Origin of the sequence: Neobacillus niacini (assembly GCF_031457145.1) — a bacterium.
Lineage (GTDB): Bacteria > Bacillota > Bacilli > Bacillales > Cytobacillaceae > Neobacillus > Neobacillus niacini_J.
Genome location: NZ_JAVDVZ010000001.1, coordinates 205,744 through 221,887, shown reverse-complemented (window position 1 = coordinate 221,887; position 16,144 = coordinate 205,744). Strand labels below are relative to the sequence as shown.

General features: G+C 36.6%; 16 protein-coding genes and 1 riboswitch. Of the genes, 1 reads left to right on the top strand and 15 read right to left on the bottom strand.

The window, feature by feature from the left end; all coding sequences use genetic code 11:
- Positions 1 to 20: 20 nt before the first annotated feature.
- From J2Y03_RS01170 to J2Y03_RS01155, 4 genes are read right to left on the bottom strand one after another with little or no spacing between them, the layout of a single operon-like run.
- A complete protein-coding gene (locus tag J2Y03_RS01170) occupies positions 21 to 671 on the bottom strand; it encodes a LysM peptidoglycan-binding domain-containing protein (RefSeq protein ID WP_310189975.1) in 651 nt (216 codons plus the stop codon).
- Positions 664 to 1,272, bottom strand: a complete 609-nt coding sequence (locus J2Y03_RS01165; protein ID WP_132089675.1) for a CPBP family intramembrane glutamic endopeptidase — start codon at positions 1,270 to 1,272, stop codon at positions 664 to 666. The genes J2Y03_RS01170 and J2Y03_RS01165 overlap by 8 nt, the downstream gene beginning before the upstream one ends.
- Positions 1,269 to 2,777 (bottom strand): RecQ family ATP-dependent DNA helicase, encoded by a 1,509-nt coding sequence (locus J2Y03_RS01160; RefSeq protein WP_310189974.1) that lies wholly within the window; start codon positions 2,775 to 2,777, stop codon positions 1,269 to 1,271. Before J2Y03_RS01160 ends, J2Y03_RS01165 begins: the two co-directional genes overlap by 4 nt.
- A complete protein-coding gene (locus tag J2Y03_RS01155; RefSeq protein ID WP_310189973.1) occupies positions 2,768 to 3,814 on the bottom strand; it encodes a YpbB family protein in 1,047 nt (348 codons plus the stop codon). Before J2Y03_RS01155 ends, J2Y03_RS01160 begins: the two co-directional genes overlap by 10 nt.
- A gap of 235 nt (positions 3,815 to 4,049) precedes the next feature.
- On the opposite strand from J2Y03_RS01155, the gene J2Y03_RS01150 reads away from it, so the two are divergent.
- Positions 4,050 to 4,298, top strand: coding sequence for a ferredoxin (locus tag J2Y03_RS01150; RefSeq protein WP_066060880.1), 249 nt, complete (start codon positions 4,050 to 4,052; stop codon positions 4,296 to 4,298).
- A 298-nt stretch (positions 4,299 to 4,596) separates the two neighbouring features.
- On the opposite strand, the gene J2Y03_RS01145 is transcribed toward J2Y03_RS01150, so the two are convergent.
- From J2Y03_RS01145 to J2Y03_RS01095, 11 genes are all read right to left on the bottom strand, one after another.
- Positions 4,597 to 5,166 carry an ECF transporter S component gene (locus J2Y03_RS01145; RefSeq protein WP_132089684.1) on the bottom strand — a complete coding sequence of 190 codons (570 nt, stop codon included), beginning with the start codon at positions 5,164 to 5,166 and terminating at the stop codon, positions 4,597 to 4,599.
- A gap of 163 nt (positions 5,167 to 5,329) precedes the next feature.
- Positions 5,330 to 5,463, bottom strand: a riboswitch (FMN riboswitch).
- Between the two features lie 89 nt (positions 5,464 to 5,552).
- A complete protein-coding gene (locus J2Y03_RS01140) occupies positions 5,553 to 6,275 on the bottom strand; it encodes a peptidoglycan DD-metalloendopeptidase family protein (RefSeq protein WP_132089687.1) in 723 nt (240 codons plus the stop codon).
- 181 nt (positions 6,276 to 6,456) lie between these two features.
- A complete protein-coding gene (locus J2Y03_RS01135) occupies positions 6,457 to 7,644 on the bottom strand; it encodes a GerMN domain-containing protein (protein ID WP_310189970.1) in 1,188 nt (395 codons plus the stop codon).
- Positions 7,619 to 8,170, bottom strand: coding sequence for an RNA polymerase sigma factor SigX (gene sigX / locus J2Y03_RS01130; RefSeq protein WP_132090025.1), 552 nt, complete (start codon positions 8,168 to 8,170; stop codon positions 7,619 to 7,621). The genes J2Y03_RS01135 and sigX overlap by 26 nt, the downstream gene beginning before the upstream one ends.
- 329 nt (positions 8,171 to 8,499) lie before the next feature.
- Positions 8,500 to 10,281: an ATP-binding protein gene (locus J2Y03_RS01125; protein WP_310189969.1), complete on the bottom strand. Its 1,782-nt coding sequence runs from the start codon at positions 10,279 to 10,281 to the stop codon at positions 8,500 to 8,502.
- A complete protein-coding gene (locus J2Y03_RS01120) occupies positions 10,278 to 10,994 on the bottom strand; it encodes a response regulator transcription factor (protein ID WP_132089697.1) in 717 nt (238 codons plus the stop codon). Before J2Y03_RS01120 ends, J2Y03_RS01125 begins: the two co-directional genes overlap by 4 nt.
- Before the next feature lie 169 nt (positions 10,995 to 11,163).
- Positions 11,164 to 12,348, bottom strand: a complete 1,185-nt coding sequence (ccsB, locus tag J2Y03_RS01115) for a c-type cytochrome biogenesis protein CcsB (RefSeq protein ID WP_310189967.1) — start codon at positions 12,346 to 12,348, stop codon at positions 11,164 to 11,166.
- The gene (resB, locus tag J2Y03_RS01110; RefSeq protein ID WP_310189965.1) at positions 12,349 to 13,983 is read right to left on the bottom strand and encodes a cytochrome c biogenesis protein ResB; all 1,635 of its coding nucleotides are present in this window, start codon (positions 13,981 to 13,983) and stop codon (positions 12,349 to 12,351) included.
- Between the two features lie 23 nt (positions 13,984 to 14,006).
- Positions 14,007 to 14,531, bottom strand: a complete 525-nt coding sequence (gene resA / locus J2Y03_RS01105) for a thiol-disulfide oxidoreductase ResA (protein ID WP_310189964.1) — start codon at positions 14,529 to 14,531, stop codon at positions 14,007 to 14,009.
- Between the two features lie 105 nt (positions 14,532 to 14,636).
- Entirely contained in the window at positions 14,637 to 15,374 is a 738-nt protein-coding gene (rluB, locus tag J2Y03_RS01100; RefSeq protein WP_310189963.1) for a 23S rRNA pseudouridine(2605) synthase RluB, read from the bottom strand.
- 230 nt (positions 15,375 to 15,604) lie between these two features.
- A complete protein-coding gene (locus tag J2Y03_RS01095) occupies positions 15,605 to 16,141 on the bottom strand; it encodes a spore maturation protein (protein WP_132089713.1) in 537 nt (178 codons plus the stop codon).
- Positions 16,142 to 16,144 lie beyond the last annotated feature (3 nt).

Genomic DNA, 16,144 nt, shown 5'->3' with positions numbered 1-16,144 from the left:
AACCGATCAAGATTGATCGGCTACTTGCTTAATGGGATTTCTAAGACTTGCCCCAAATAAATTTCATTCCCCTTTAGGTTGTTTGCTTTTCGAATAATTTCCTCTCCGGATTTAGAATGATAATATTTTAATGAAATTCGATAAAGATTTTCTCCCCTTTTAACCGTATGATAAATGACTGTTTCTGTGGGAGTACTAACATTCTTATCAGTGCCTTGGCCACTGCTCGTAACTTGTTCCGAACTTGAAGCCTCAACGGGGGTCGGGTTAACTGACTGTTGCACTTCGACAGCCACTTCAACATTGTCTCGTGGAGGATTTTCTGTTTCTTCTTCTTCTTTTTTATCTGTGATGCTTTCTGTTTCGGATTTTTCAATATTTATGACCTCATAGCCAGATGAATCTCCAGAGACTTTCCCAGTCCCTTTACTTTTCCCTTCTTCAAGATAGGAGTAAGCGCTAAAAATAACAATTGGAAGAAGGATAAAAAATAAAACCAATATTCGAATAACAGGATACTTTAATTTCCATTTCGTTTTCTTTCGTTTTTCCCTATGAATCTGCTCTCTCGGAGGTAACTGATCACGAACCTCAGTTGTTTCTTCATTTAGTTTTTCAATTCGCTGCTTAAGCCGTTCTGCTTGGTTTCTGAAAGGTTCTTCTTTATTCATGAAGTGGTCCCCCCTGTTCATCGTCATCTATGGAGTGTCTAAATCTAATATACAGGCCTAATAAAAAATCAATTGTAAAGTGCATTATAATAGTAACAGCTAAATTGTCACTCCAATTGTAAATGAATCCTATGAAAAAACTAATGATTACAATATTCGAAAATAAAAACCAATTAAACAGATATCGATAATGTATGATGGCAAAAATGAGGCTTGCTAGGATTAATCCAACTTTTGTTTGAATGACACCGCGGAAAAGTAATTCTTCACTGAGTGCTACAAATGCTGCAATCCAAGCAATGTGAATGACACTTTTATTTTTGAAGATTCTTTCATTCAAACCGCCATCATCATAAAAAGAAAGCGGAAGCAATTTCATTAATAGGATATCTATAAAGACCACCACTCCCCCTGCAAGAACACCAATCAATAGAATTCTAAGATTAGAAAAATCTATAGATTGTAAAAATGAAAAATGATCAAACAAAAGAATACCTAAAATAAATGTAATGACAAGCAGGATGATTTGGGTCATGTATAAATGAAAGAGAAGTTCTTTATCTGTTAATCCTTTGATTAATTCATGATATTTATTTTTCATTCACTCAACTCACTATTTAGTAGAATATTGGCTAAATAATCCTTCCACATTCCTTCATTAGCAGGATAGGTTTGGGCACTTTCCTTCGCATTGTATTGATCTAGCTGAACACCGCAAACATCGCAGCAATTACTTACTTTCTCTTTAATAGCCTCTTCCTCGAAATAGTCTAAAATTAAATCTCTTCTACATGAGTTTGACTTAATCCACTTTTTCAAATAATGAATACTATCTTTCTTAACTGTTATTCTTTCATTTACAAATTCCTTCAAACTCTGCTTGAGCCGATCAGGATTTGAAGGCACTTGAGGATTTTTGATAAATTCCTTAATAATACGCCATTGGACCTCGGAGAAACCCCCAATGTCCCTTAAATGTAGATTCCCCTCTAGAAAATGATGATCAAGCAATTCTCTGTGGGGAAATTGTGAAAACAGCCAATCAATTTGCAGCTCTGTTGGTAGTTCGCCTTCCGCAAGCTGCATTGGAAGCTGTTCATCCCCAGGGGAATATAGTAATATCGCAATACTTGCATCACCGTCACGTCCAGATCTACCTATCTCTTGAAGGTAAGATTCAATTTGCATTGGCATATGGTAATGAATGATAAATCGAATATTTTCCTTATTTACTCCCATCCCAAAAGCACTTGTTGCACAAATCACATCAAGTTGGCCGTGGATAAATTGTTGTTGTATTAAGATTCTTTGTTCTTGATCTAAACCTCCATGGTAGGCCATGACCCTGTTTATTCCCTTCTCAGCTAATAGAGAAGCCATTTGTTCAGCAACCTTCTTACTTGAGAAATAAATAATTCCAGGCTTTTGCAGCTGTAGAACTAATTCTATCAACCGTGATGGCTTATCATAATAGTTTGGTACATGTTCAACATAAAAAGCAATATTAGGACGATCAATCGTTGACTCAATTTTGTTAAACTCCTGTAAGCCAAGAGATTGGATTATATCCTTCCGTACTTTTTTCGTTGCCGTTGCTGTTAAAGCGAGAGTTAGAGGATTCCCAAGTTTTTTTCGAAATTCTCCAAGTTTAGAATAGTCCGGGCGAAAGTCATAGCCCCATTGTGAAATACAATGGGCTTCATCCACTACAAATAATGAAATGTTTAATGCTTGCAGTTTTTTTATAATAGAAGGAATACCTAACATTTCTGGTGAGACAAAGATATATTTGTATTTTGTTAAATTACCTAAGACGAAGCCTCTCTTTTCAGAATCAAGAAAAGAGTTCAAAGCAACAACACGTTTCACACCAAACTTCATTAATTGCTCCACCTGATCCTGCATAAGAGATAAAAGGGGAGAAATAATTAAAATCTGACCATCAAGACAATAGCCTGGTAGTTGGTAACATAAAGATTTACCAGTACCTGTTGGAAGCATTGCAATGGTATGGTTTCCTTCAAGGAGAGATGAAATCACTTCTTTTTGCCCGGTTTTAAATGTCCGATAACCAAAATACTTATATAAAAGTTTTTCTAATTCCATTTTCTATCACCATACTTTGCAAGAACAATCCTTATTTGAAAATAAGAAGCAGATATTAAACTGTTTCTAATAACTTTAAGCTGCCTTGTAGCTTCTTTCCGAGAAATTTCTAAGATTTTCTGTTGGACTTCTTCTTCTACAAACGTATTAATGGAAAAGTCTTTTATATTTAAAGCAAATTCTACAAGATGATCTTCAATCGTACTTATTTTTAAATTCCGAATGCTTGCGATTTCCTCCGGTGAAAATCCTTGATTTAACAGTTGCCAGGTTTTACGAGAAGAAAGAGTTAACGAATCCTTTTGTTCCATATCTGTAAGCAGTGAAGGCAACACCTTTAAACCAGAAGGGGCATCTTCAAGTTTTTGAATTATACAATGAAGTATATTTATAAATTCTAGATGATACTGGATAGAATCAACATTCAACATTTTTGCTGTTTGCGTAGAGGTCAAGCCAATTTGCCGATATCCTGTTAATCGAAAAACCAGTATTGCAGGATTTATACCCCTTGCCTGCTCCAGGCAATCCACTAATTCTGAAAAAAGGATTTTCCCTAGTGTTTGCTTTGGTATTGAGCAAACTTTCAAGAATTCTTTTAACCAGTTATGAACCTCAGTATTTTTTTGAATAGGAATATATTTCGTTTCTTGGAATGTAATGTTAGATGTTACTTGGATTAACAAGGAAAGTCTTTCCCATACTAATAATGTATAGGCCTGATATCTCCAACCATTTATGTAATACGGCTGTGGATGATTTACTAAATATTCCTCACCTGCTTTGGTAAGTTGAAATCTTTGTTCCCCACAGGCTTCCACCAGTTTTTTTTCATGTAAGCTGTTAAAAATCTCTACAAAAGACTCGCGCGTTAATGGTTCGAGTATTCGAAAATACTTTTTGAGTGAAAATAAATGGGCATCCTGAAGTGTTTGAGAAGATTTTTTTCCATTTAAAAGATGATAGATGGAATAAATGGTTCTTTCACCATTTAACTGTTTTAAACAATATAATAAAATGTTTTCAATATAACGCATTCCATCTCACCACTTTTTGCTTATAATCGACAAAATCACCTAAATTTCTATTCCTATTCTATCATGAAACTGATTTTCATGTTGCTAAAATATGTGGAAGATTAGAGAATCCAATTCCTATAGGCATTTTCCTATTGAAAAGTTAATCATTCAGTTTTACAATAGGAATGAGTAATGCGTTTCCATATTAATATGGGAAAGTTAGTAAGTTATTTTATTGGGAGGTTTTTTTTTCATGGCAAAGTATACGATTGTTGACAAAGAAACTTGCATTGCATGCGGAGCATGTGGGGCAGCGGCACCAGATATTTATGATTATGATGATGAGGGCATTGCATTTGTAACGCTTGACGATAACGAGGGTATTGTTGAAATCCCTGATGTTTTAATCGATGACATGATGGATGCTTTCGAAGGTTGTCCAACTGACTCAATCAAAGTTGCTGACGAATCATTTGATGGCAACCCAACAAAATTCGAATAATATTTTGTCATTACAATATTGTTAAGTTACTACCCTCGCCATAATGGTGGGGGTTTTATGCTTTAAAATAGGCTGTTTTCGTAACGATTGTTGTTAAAATCTTAAAGCCGATTTTAACGTGGAACTAGTTATTTTGCGGCTGTGAATTTAGTTTGCAAGCTCTTTTCTTAGTAAATTTATGCTGTTTTCTGCGAAAACACAGCAGAATCATTAATTTTTGTTATAAAAAGCAACAAAGTTTAAGAAAAGAGCCTTAAAATAAAAAGAAACCAGGCAGAAACCTGATTTCTAGTTGATTTTATGCATTTTTTACTATAGTTAATTTATTTATCCATGTCTGCATTCTGATGAAAAGTAGCATGAATAATGAAGACATAATTATGCCCTTAATGATATTGAAAGGTAAGATAGCCGGTACCACTAAATTACGCATGTCAGGAAACTTTAGCAGCGATGTGTATGCCGGTAAGATAAATAGGTAATTTAAAATGCTCATCATTACCGCCATAATAAAAGTCCCCGCTATTAGTGCAAGTGTCATTCCTTTTCTAGTTTTCATTTTGTTGTATACAAAGTAAGTAGGCAATACAAACAGAATACCAGCTAGAAAATTTGCAATATGACCAACAGGAACCCCCGTTGCGCTTCCAGTAGCAAAATAATTGAGTGCATTTTTGAAAAACTCCACTAATATACCTGCAACTGGGCCAAAAATTAACGCTGCGATTAATGCTGGAATATCGCTGAAATCAATAAACAAGAAATTTGGAAATAACGGCAGCGGGAAATTAATCAGCATTAAGAGATATGCGATACTGCTCAGCATTCCGATTGATACAATTGCTTTGACACTCATTTTTTTCTTCATTTTTCCTCTCTCCTTTTAGATCCATCGCGTTAGGAAGAGAGGTTCGTGCCGCGTTAAGGTGTCCTGTAAAATAAAAAACCTCAAGATAAATTTCTTGAGGGAGTTTACAAAGGCACTCTTAATAAACGTTCAATAAGTCAGCATTTTTTGAACGTCGCAGAACCTCCATCTTCTCCCATCCAGACTATACTGTCGGCTTTGGAATCACACCAAATCCTGCCATAAAGGCTCGCGGGCTCAGAGAGCTTTGCTCTCAATACCGCCGATCGGGAATTTCACCCTGCCCCGAAGATAGATCGATATTAAATTCTTTTTTATTATACTATTAATAATTCGTTATGAAAAGAAAAAAACACTAACCTTTAGAAGGTTAGCGTAATAATCAATTATTTATCGATTACTAATATTTGTTCAGGCCTGATGAGATCTGATTTTAGCTGGTTGACTTCTTTTAGTTTGGCAACTGTAAGGTTGCTTTTTTTAGCAATCGAAGTTAAAGTGTCTCCTGCTTGGACAATGTAACGGGCTATGTCACCTTTTAAAGTCGTACTGACTTCTAAACTATCTGTTCTGCCAGCCATTCCACCTTGGACTGCGACACCTACCTCAGCATGTCCAAGCAGCTTTTCAGGGTCAATTGCATTTTTCTTATCAAATGTCCATTCTATTTGATGACTCTCAAAGTGAAGATGGACCCCTGTAGATTCGCCTGTTCTTCCCATTGTCCCGATTCTATCACCCTTTTTAATCTCCTGTCCTTCATTTACAAGTCGATTATTTAAGTGGGCATACACCGTGACAAAATTATTTGGGTGTTTAATAAAAATGACATTTCCATACGTCTTTGAATAATAAGATTTACCTACTACTCCATCCTCCACAGCAACAATAGGAGAATTTAGACTTCCAGCAATATCGATTCCTTTATGTGTTCCATGCCTTGTCCCATATGTATCAGATATGACACCATCTGTGGGCCATATCCATCCAGCTTGTATTTCTTTTGAATCTTGCATACTCGCTTCAGTTTGTTTACCTCCTAAAAATAATAAACTGACACAAAGCGCCATAATTGCGGCGATTAGAAGCCGCCTTATGTAGTCTCGCATTTTACTGTTTTCCTCCTTAATCTTGTCCTCTCTTCCAGACACCATATGTTTATCTTTTGATGTTTAGAACATAACGTATGGTAAGAGTGGTTAAGCATACTTGTTATAATTTGGAGAGTAATGATTTTTTATGCATTAAAAAAGATTAACCTTATAATAGTTAATCTTTTTTCACATCACTTTATTGAATTTGGTGAAGATTTGCTCCTATTGGCACTTTCATTTCCTTCGATAAATCAAAAGGTCCTAAAATCTGGATCGGCGGATTCAAAATCGTAACAGTCTCTATTCCAAATCCCTTTGCAGTTAATAAAATAGCTTCGTAGGAATTAATCGTTTCCCGGTTATTCTCGAGTGCGGCGTTATCATCCATGGTAATTACTAACTTATTATCTTTTATAGTGAATTCCTTAATAGTAAAGGAAGGTACTAATGAAGCTGCTAATCCTAGTTCTTGTTGCCCTATCTTCATAGCTTCAAAAGCTGCGTTAATATCTTGATATTTGTCTGTCGAAGGTACCAAGTAGGTAGTATCCATTCCGTCTGGTGTATAAAAGAAATATGCTTGTTTTCCCTTTCGTTCAACCTCTATTTCTTCGATTACACCATAATTACCTAGTTCCATTCCTGGCTGACCGTTTGTAGTTAACTTAATTTTACTTACTTGGCTATTCGAAACAATGTTATTCTTCAATGAATTTATAAAATTAGTTTCAGCCGCAGACCCTTGCCCATATTTATGATCTTTAGGAACATCTACAGTGACGGTATTATTAATACTATCCCATTTAAACGTTGCGTTAAGAGGGTAATAGTCTGTTAGTCCCCATTCCTCTTCTTTTAAAAGGCCCATTGATTCGGTAAAAGTTGTCAGCCAATCCTTATTACTATCTATATTAACCACTGTTGATATAGGTACTAATATTTGTGCTTGAGAATCAGGAATCCAATAAGTCATTACTGTCCCATTTCCTACTTCATAATCATATAATGCCGTTTTATCACTTCCGGTCATCAGCATTTTGGGTTCTGCACCTGAAATTCCATTCTCTGTTTCAGCAACATCTTCTTTTTTCATCATAATAGATGAGTTATCGTCAGAGAGGCTTATCTTCTCCTCGCTGGACGATTCTTCCTGTTTTGCACTATTAAAAGAAGATTCAGTACCATCCAACATTTTAGGAACTAATAAGAAAATAAGGAGTAACGCTGCGGCTGTAGCGAAGCCAGGTACTAACCATGCAGGTCTTTTTCTCTTTTTGATAGAAAGATTTTGATATATGTCACGAGGATTGCGATGATCTTGTATTTTAGGCATCTGTCGTAGTAATTCTTCGAGCTGCTTATCGCTCCACTCTGACTTTTTCACTTTCTAATCCCTCCTTCTCATTTAATATTTCCATTTGCTTTTTTAATACTTTCAATGCACGGTGCTGTGTTGTTTTCACTTTACTTTCAGTCCATCCCAGCGCTTCGGCAGTTTCAGTTATGGATAAATCGTTTAAAAAACGCAAGATGACAACAGAGCGTTGATCCACTGTGCAATAATCCAAACATTGATAAATCCACTTAATCTCTTCGTTTTGAATCGTAATTTCTTCTGGAATCGGAGACTCATCCTTTACTTGGCTCGAGGACCAATCAAATTTATCTAGCAGCCTGCCTTTCCATCCCTTTTGTTTTCGAAATGAATCAATCGCAACATTGCGTGCAATAGAATATAGCCAAGTTTTTTCACTGCTCTTCCCTTCAAACCGTTGGTAGGATTTAAAAACCCTAATATAAACTTCTTGGACCAGGTCTTCTGCCTGTTCTTTGTTTCTTACCATATAAAATAGAAATTGAAAAACGTCATGATGATATTTTTGATATAGCTCATCGAAAACGGAGTCCATCATCAATTCCCCTCCCCGTTCATAGAATTAGTCGTTACTTATGTATAAAAGGTTTCACATATTAACTATAGACTTTTTATAGAAAAAAGTGAAGGGTGCTTCGGATGGTTTCTACGTAAACGACAAAAAACCCATCTAATTAGATGAGTTTAGAGTTTAGAAAAATGTTATCTAGCTCCAGCGCCTAGGAGCTCGAGTCATAAGACAATCGCTTCGGAAGGCAAAAAACGCGCCTTCTGTCAGCGCTCGTCTTATGCTTGTCGCTCCTGTACAAGGCGCTTCCGCTTTTAATTGTTTCCCGTGAATCAAGAGAAATCGGCATTTTTTTCTTATTTTCGTGGCAGCAAGAAGGTAAATGTCGTTCCTTGTCCAATTTTACTCTGAACAGAAATATGCCCCCTGTGAGCATCAATAATATTTTTTGCTATCGCTAGTCCCAATCCAGTACCTGCTCTTCCTCTAGTACGTGCTTTATCTGCTTTATAGAAGCGTTCGAAAACGAATGGTAAATCCTCTTCCGGTATACCTGACCCTGAATCCGATACTTCCACTTTAATTCCGAAGTCATCGCTTTTTACAAGTAATGTAACTGACCCGCCTTGTGGAGTATGTCTGATGGCATTATCAATTAAATTGGTCAATACTTGTTCGATACGATCTGGATCAAATAAAATATTAGGTATATTGTGCTCCAAGTTAGCACTTAGTAGTATTTCATTATCTCTTGCCAGCCCTTGAAATTTATGAACAATTCTATTCATAAACGAATGGAGGCTAACCTCATCCAGCGTTAATTGAATATGCCCTGCTTCCATTCTTGCGAGATCAAGCAGCTCATTAACAAGTCGACCCATCCTCAATGATTCGTCATAAATAACTTTAGCCATTTCCTTTTTCTCTTCCTGAGATTCCGCAATATCATCAACAATAGCTTCACTATAGCCCTGTAACATTGATATTGGTGTTCTAAGCTCATGAGAAACATTTGCAATAAAGTCTTTTCTCATCTTTTCTAATACACGTTCTTCTGTCATATCTCTTAGAACAGCTACAGCTCCACGGATGAATCGATTGCTATATAGTGGGCTGACCAGAACGACCCAATGGCGTCCTTGAAGAGTAATTTCCCCTATTTGCTCTTTCTCTGTATCAACCGCTTTTTGAAAAAGACCCATTGCTTCTGTTGGAATTTCTTCCCTAGTGGCGCCCGTTCCACCTTTTTCATAGTACCAATATTGCAAAAATCGGTCCGCAGGCGGATTTGTTATCAAGATTGTTCCATCTCGGTTAAAAGTAATTACTCCATCTGCCATACTACTTAGGATACTAGCAAGCTGCTCTTTTTCCTGACTAAGTGCATTCATATTGAATTTTAACTGCCGCCCCATTTGGTTGAACGCTGTAGCAAGTTCCCCAATTTCGTCATGGGTCAGAATCGGTACTTTCGTATCAAATTTCCCTCTTGCTACTTCAAAGGCAGCTTCTCTCATTTTCCTTAATGGCGCAGTAATCCTGGTTGATAAGAAAAAGGCAAAAATAGTGGTTAGGATAATAGCGACACCCGCAACTAGTAATATAAAATTAGTGGTTGAATGTGTAGTTTCTTGGACTATTTCCAAGGATTGATAGATAAATACCGCACCATTTTGTCTATCATCCATGTGCAGTGGTACACCAATAATTGAGTATTTGGCAATGTCTTTTTCTGATTGGTTGGATGAAAGCTTTGAAACCTTTTCGACCGAAATGTTCTCCTCAAAAACTTTGGATAACTCGACATCATTGCGGATGTCTGGAACCGATAATTTTACTGATTTTTCCGAGTTGGGAGAGAAATAAACTTCCTGGTCATTTTTAATGATGACAACATTTGTGACTTCATCAATAATTTCCCAAGAGATTTCTAATCCTAAAGAAAATTGCTCACCAGGATGATTTTCCAAAACTTTTGCTATTTTCTCAGCCTGATGAGTAAGATCATTTTTGGTTTCAATAATAGTGTTATTCTCAAAAAACTCTAGAAGCATGACAGTTAAGATGAAAAGTATAAAGGCAACCAAAAATATTATGGTAAACCAAAGCTTACCAACTACACTTCGTAAAAAGGTCATTCATTAACTACCTCAAATTTGTAGCCCACTCCCCAAACCGTTACAATCATTCGTGCAGCCTGCTCAGAGACTTTATTTAACTTTTCACGCAAACGTTTAACATGTGTATCAACCGTACGCAAATCACCAAAAAATTCGTAATGCCAAACTTCTTTCAGTAATTGCTCTCGATCAAAAACCTTGTCAGGTGATTTAGCAAGGAAATAAAGTAATTCGTATTCTTTTGGAGTTAAACTTACTTCTTTACCATCCGCTAAAACCCTATGCGCGTCATTGTCAATCGTTAAATGTGGGAAAACAATTACATCTTTGGTTGTTGTGTCTGTTTGGAGATAACTAGTTTGTGAAGACCTTCTTAATAGAGCCTTAACACGTAACACAACTTCTCTTGGGCTGAATGGTTTAACAATATAGTCGTCAGTACCAACTTCAAACCCCTGTACACGATTAACCTCTTCACCCTTAGCTGTTAACATGATTACAGGTGTAGCTTTCTTTTCCCTTAATTCACGGCAAACCTCTAACCCATCCTTACCAGGCATCATCAAGTCTAAAAGGATTACATCATAATCATTTGCAATTGCTTTTGTTAACGCTTCATTTCCATCTTCCGCTTCGTCAATTGAATATTCTTCACGCTCTAAATACATTTTTAATAACCGGCGAATTCTTTCCTCGTCATCTACTACTAAAATCTTCACATCTTTATCCATTATTAATCCCCCCATGCAGTTATTTTACAAAATGTGACTATTTTAATCTATAACTAAAAGTAATTGTCCTCGTAAAAAGTGTCGAATTTTCGACAATTGAGTTTTTTTAAACTAAATATTTGCAAAAAAGCCTTCACTTAGAAAAAAGTAAAGGCTATAAATTTTATCATTAACCAGCATAGGAATGAAGTCCAGCAATCACTAAGTTTACAGCCACCAAGTTAAACATGATTATGACAAAACCAATTACGGCAAGCCATGCGGATTTTTCACCGTGCCATCCCTTGGATAGGCGAAGGTGTAAAAATGCTGCGTAAAATAACCAAGTAATTAATGCCCAAACCTCTTTAGGATCCCAGCCCCAGAACCTCGTCCAGGCAATTTGTGCCCAAATCATCGCAAAAATTAATGCACCTAAAGTAAAGACAGGGAATCCAATTAACACAGAACGATAGCTTATTTCATCAACAAAATCCAAGTTAATGTTTTTAACCAAAGGCTGGAGCGCTGCTGAAATACGTTTTCTTAAAATGAGTCTTATTAAACCATATAGGATTATTCCGCCTATCAATGACCAAATAACAGAATTCATTTTTTTAGCGTTAATTAGAGCTGGCATTTCAACAAGCGGTTGAAACTTCCCGTCTGTTGTTAACTCCCCTTCATGCGGTCCCGTAATGGCTGGCATGGTATATTCTATTACAGCCTCTCGGTCGTTCTTATCAATCCAATTAAATTCGGCTTTATAATCGATAGAAGAGAAAAGAGTGGATACAAGAACAAACCCTAATGTTGTCACTAATCCAAACATTACGGCTTCAAGCCAAAAGGTTCTCTTACTTGCTTTAGATTGGTCAATAACCTTTACAAGATAAATTAATCCTGCCGCAAAACTAATGGCTAAAATTGCTTCTCCTAAAGCTGCAGTCGTAACATGGATATGAAGCCAGTCACTTTGCAATGCAGGTATTAATGGAGATATATCTCTTGGAAACATGCTTGCGTAAGCTATAACGAGTATGGCAACAGGCATAGTAAACAATCCAAGAAGAGGTGTCCGATAAATAAAATAAATAACGATGAATGCACCAACAAGACACATTCCAAAGAACGTTGTAAATTCAAATAGATTACTAACAGGTGCATGTCCTGCTGCAATCCATCTTGTTATAAAGTATCCTACCTGAGAAAGGAAACCGATTATTGTTAAAAAGACAGCAATTTTTCCCCACCGATTTGTGCCTTTCTTATCTCCTATATCCCTCTTAGCCTTAATGGCTCCGCCAAAGAAGAGGGTCGCAACTAAATAAAGAATAAATGCAATATAAAGTAAATTACTACTTATTGTTACCAACTAGACACTCTCCTTATCCATAGTTTCCTTTTGAACTTGATCATCGGGAATATTAATTTTCGTTTCTGAAAGTGCGGATTCAATTTCTCTTTTTAACCCGTACCAATTTTTATTCGTATGAGCAGAAATCCAAATTTCACCATTCTTATGTTGTAGCCAAATTCTGCGATGATTCCAGTAAGCTCCCTGCATAACACCAATCATAAAGAGAATACCACCCAAAACGATAATCCAAATCGTTAAGTCTTTACGAACGGTTAAAGCAGTAACATTTTTGGTTTCAATCCCTTTGAAAGCCATTTTATATTGATTATCACCTAATGGCTCAATGGTTTGCTGAATCGCAACAAAACTTGTTTCCCCATCCGGAACTTCTGGTGATGTCATTCTAAAAACAAAAGCAGGATTATTAGGTATTCGAGATTTTGTTGTCGGCTCCCCATTTTCTGCAAATTCAAAGTCTGGGAAAAAGCTCAACACTTCAACCCCGTATCCATTCCCAAGGTCATATTTTGGCTTTGGGTCATAAAGACTTATTTTTACATCTCCAAATGTTTTACCTGTTTCTTTGTTTGTTAATGAGAAGGACATTGTATTTAGTTCATCGAGTTTGTAATCTACTTGATATAAAGCAAACTTTTCAAATTTCAAAGGCTGATTTACTCGAATTTGGTGTTCTTTCACTTTTTCTAATTCTGGCTGTTCACCTGGAATTGCTGGTCCAACTCTTTTGTAAAGGACTGCGTTTGTCTGATAATTTTTAACGACCATCCCTGCTCGATCAATTGCGGCTTCGAATGCTTTGTTTTCTTTTTCTTTATCATAATTTTCCAAAATAAACTTTTCGTTTGCAACATAATATTGTCCATCCGTTTCAGGGACAACCTTAGTTTCACCTTCACGAAGCCATAAGACTTTATCTATATACATTCCTGGAACAAATCGCAGCATGCCGCCAATTAAGAAAATAATTAGTCCTACATGGTTTACATATGGGCCCCAACGAGAAAAACGACCTTTTTCAGCAAGTAAATCGCCATTTTCTTCCCTTACATGATAGCGTTTAGCCTGTAATCGTTGTTTAACCACTAGAATGTCATTCTCATCAACATTCTTGCTTATTCCAAACACGCGTTGACGCTTTAAAAATCCTTCGTGTCTAGTTACTCTTTGCGCTTTTAGTGCTTTATACAATGGCACAACCCTGTCTAGACTACAAATCACGAGGGAAATACCTATCATGGCTATAAATACTAAATACCACCAAGAACTATACAAATTATTAAATCCTAATTCATAATATAGCTTTCCAAACCAGCCATATTGATCTTCATAGTATTCTTCCGCTGGCATTGTTGGAGGTATGTACATTTCCTGCGGAAGAATCGTTCCAGCTGCAGAAGCAACTAACGTGATGACGATGAGCCATACACCAACCTTGACGGAAGAAAAAAAGTTCCATATTTTATCAACAATGGACTTATTATATGTTTGTGAGCGGCGGGCACTGCCTTCATAACGCATATCCAGCAGCGATTTATCTTGTGACTGTTCATCGAGGACTTTTCCGCATGCCTCACACAATACGGTCCCGTGTGGATTAACATGTCCGCATTCACATTTAACCTCTTTCATTGCTAAAAACTCCCTACAACCCCTTAAGGTTTAATTTTCTCCATAAACTCCCTGACAGTTCTTTCGGTCAGCGTACCTGTATGATATTTAACCACTTTCCCGTCCTTATCAATCAAAAAGGTTGCTGGCAGTGGATTTATTCCATATGCTGTTTGAACCTGTCCGTCTGTATCAATCACGATTGGAAAATCTAGTTTCTTGCGTTCTGCAAATTGATTAACGGCTAGTTCTGACTCACTCACATTAACCGCCAGCACTTGAACACCCTGATCTTTGTAATGGTTAAATTGATTATTGATATAAGGCATTTCTGCTTCACACGGCTTGCACCAAGTTCCCCAGAAATTTAAAAATACACCCTGCCCTTTATAATCAGAAAGCTTATGCTTCTCACCATTCATATCAACCAACGCAAAATCAGGTGCTTGTTTACCAACTTCCACTTTCATTCGATTATCCTTTGTCAGGTTGGCATACAGCGTGTAGACAACGGCAGCAGCAAGAATAATTAGAATTGTGGTCCTCATTATTAATCGCCGTTTTTTCATATTTCTCCCCTCCCTGAAAGTTACAAAAATAGACACAATTTGTCTAAATTATATCATTTATCACTGTATCTATAGTAAAAACATCCAAGCGTAATTGTGACATCTTTATGAATTTTTTTTAGTAGACTCTAGTGATAATCCTCTTAATAGCTTTACCTCATGATGTGTTAACTGTCTAGCTTCCCCAGCTGATAAACCATTCAAAGTTAAAAAGCTATATCGTTCTCTTTTTAGTTTCAAAACATCATGCCCAATTGCTTCAAACATTCTCCTGACTTGGCGATTCCGTCCTTCATGAATCGTTATTTCAATGATTGAAGTTTGCTTTTGCTTATCAGCTGAAAGCAGTTTGACTTTAGCCGGAGCCGTTTTCCCATCTTCAAGATGAATTCCTCTTTCTAATTTTTTCAGATTCTCCTTTGATGGAATTCCCTTCGTTTTCGCGACATACACCTTATCAATTTGATTGCTGGGGTGCATAAGTAAATTAGCAAACTCCCCGTCATTTGTTAACACCAATAATCCCGAAGTATCATAATCAAGTCGTCCTACTGGAAAAATTCTTTCTTGAATGTATGGAAAGAAATCAGTTACGACTTTTCTTCCTTTATCATCACTTACACTCGAAATAACACCACGCGGTTTATATAATAGAAAGTAAACAGGTTCCTCCTTCTCAATCTGGATCCCATTAACTTCAACTCTGTCAGACTGGGTAACTTTTATCCCAAGTTCTGTAACAATTTTCCCATTAACTTTTACCTTACCTTCTTTAATCAATTCTTCAGATTTCCTTCTTGACGCTATTCCTGCACGAGCAATTACCTTTTGCAATCTTTCCAATATGATCCACCTCAGCTGTTTACCGTTATTTTGGAGTACTGGGTGACAGCACCACAGTTTACTAGGAAACAAATTTGTTATTCTTTCCTACTGAATTATGACACATTATTGCCCTTTTTCAAAGTAACGACTATTTTATCCTAGAAAAAATATAAAAAGCCGGTTCCTATTCATGTTTACCACTGCTAGGAACCCGCTTTATATTTATAAAACTTCCTCTTTCTGTTCATTTAATTAGAACCGAATACGAATACCACTACAATTATAGCTGCGATAATCCCGACTACATCTGCAAGAAGTCCAACCTTTAATGCGTCTCCCATTTTTTTAATTCCAACAGCACCGAAATAAACGGTTAACACGTAAAATGTCGTATCTGTACTGCCTTGTAAAACCGAGGCAAGTCTACCAATAAAAGAATCTGGACCATAAACCGCGATTAAGTCACTTGTCATGCCAAGTGCAGCTGTTCCAGAGATTGGTCTAATTAAGATAAGGGGAACAATTTCCGCTGGAACGCCGATTGCCTCCATTGCAGGTCTAATCCAATTCATAAGTGCTTCCAATGCACCTGAAGCCCGAAAGACAGTAATAGCTACAAGCATGCCTACCAGAAACGGAATAATAGAGAATGCAATTTTAATTCCTTCCTTTCCTCCTTCAACAAAGCTTTCATATGTCGGAACTTGTTTAATGGTTCCATATAGGAGGATAAAACCGATTAATACAGGGATAAATCCTAGTGAAATAAGCGAAAGAAATTCCATTTT

Bases quoted from the DNA above. Each gene is read 5' to 3' on its own strand.
- J2Y03_RS01095 (WP_132089713.1), bottom strand. From the start codon at position 16,141: ATGGAATTTCTTTCGCTTATTTCACTAGGATTTATCCCTGTATTAATC.
- J2Y03_RS01160 (WP_310189974.1), bottom strand. From the start codon at position 2,777: ATGGAATTAGAAAAACTTTTATATAAGTATTTTGGTTATCGGACATTT.
- J2Y03_RS01140 (WP_132089687.1), bottom strand. From the start codon at position 6,275: ATGCGAGACTACATAAGGCGGCTTCTAATCGCCGCAATTATGGCGCTT.
- sigX (WP_132090025.1), bottom strand. From the start codon at position 8,170: ATGGACTCCGTTTTCGATGAGCTATATCAAAAATATCATCATGACGTT.
- J2Y03_RS01120 (WP_132089697.1), bottom strand. From the start codon at position 10,994: ATGGATAAAGATGTGAAGATTTTAGTAGTAGATGACGAGGAAAGAATT.
- J2Y03_RS01155 (WP_310189973.1), bottom strand. From the start codon at position 3,814: ATGCGTTATATTGAAAACATTTTATTATATTGTTTAAAACAGTTAAAT.
- J2Y03_RS01165 (WP_132089675.1), bottom strand. From the start codon at position 1,272: ATGAAAAATAAATATCATGAATTAATCAAAGGATTAACAGATAAAGAA.
- J2Y03_RS01170 (WP_310189975.1), bottom strand. From the start codon at position 671: ATGAATAAAGAAGAACCTTTCAGAAACCAAGCAGAACGGCTTAAGCAG.
- J2Y03_RS01125 (WP_310189969.1), bottom strand. From the start codon at position 10,281: ATGACCTTTTTACGAAGTGTAGTTGGTAAGCTTTGGTTTACCATAATA.
- J2Y03_RS01145 (WP_132089684.1), bottom strand. From the start codon at position 5,166: ATGAAGAAAAAAATGAGTGTCAAAGCAATTGTATCAATCGGAATGCTG.
- resB (WP_310189965.1), bottom strand. From the start codon at position 13,983: ATGAAAGAGGTTAAATGTGAATGCGGACATGTTAATCCACACGGGACC.
- resA (WP_310189964.1), bottom strand. From the start codon at position 14,531: ATGAAAAAACGGCGATTAATAATGAGGACCACAATTCTAATTATTCTT.
- J2Y03_RS01150 (WP_066060880.1), top strand. From the start codon at position 4,050: ATGGCAAAGTATACGATTGTTGACAAAGAAACTTGCATTGCATGCGGA.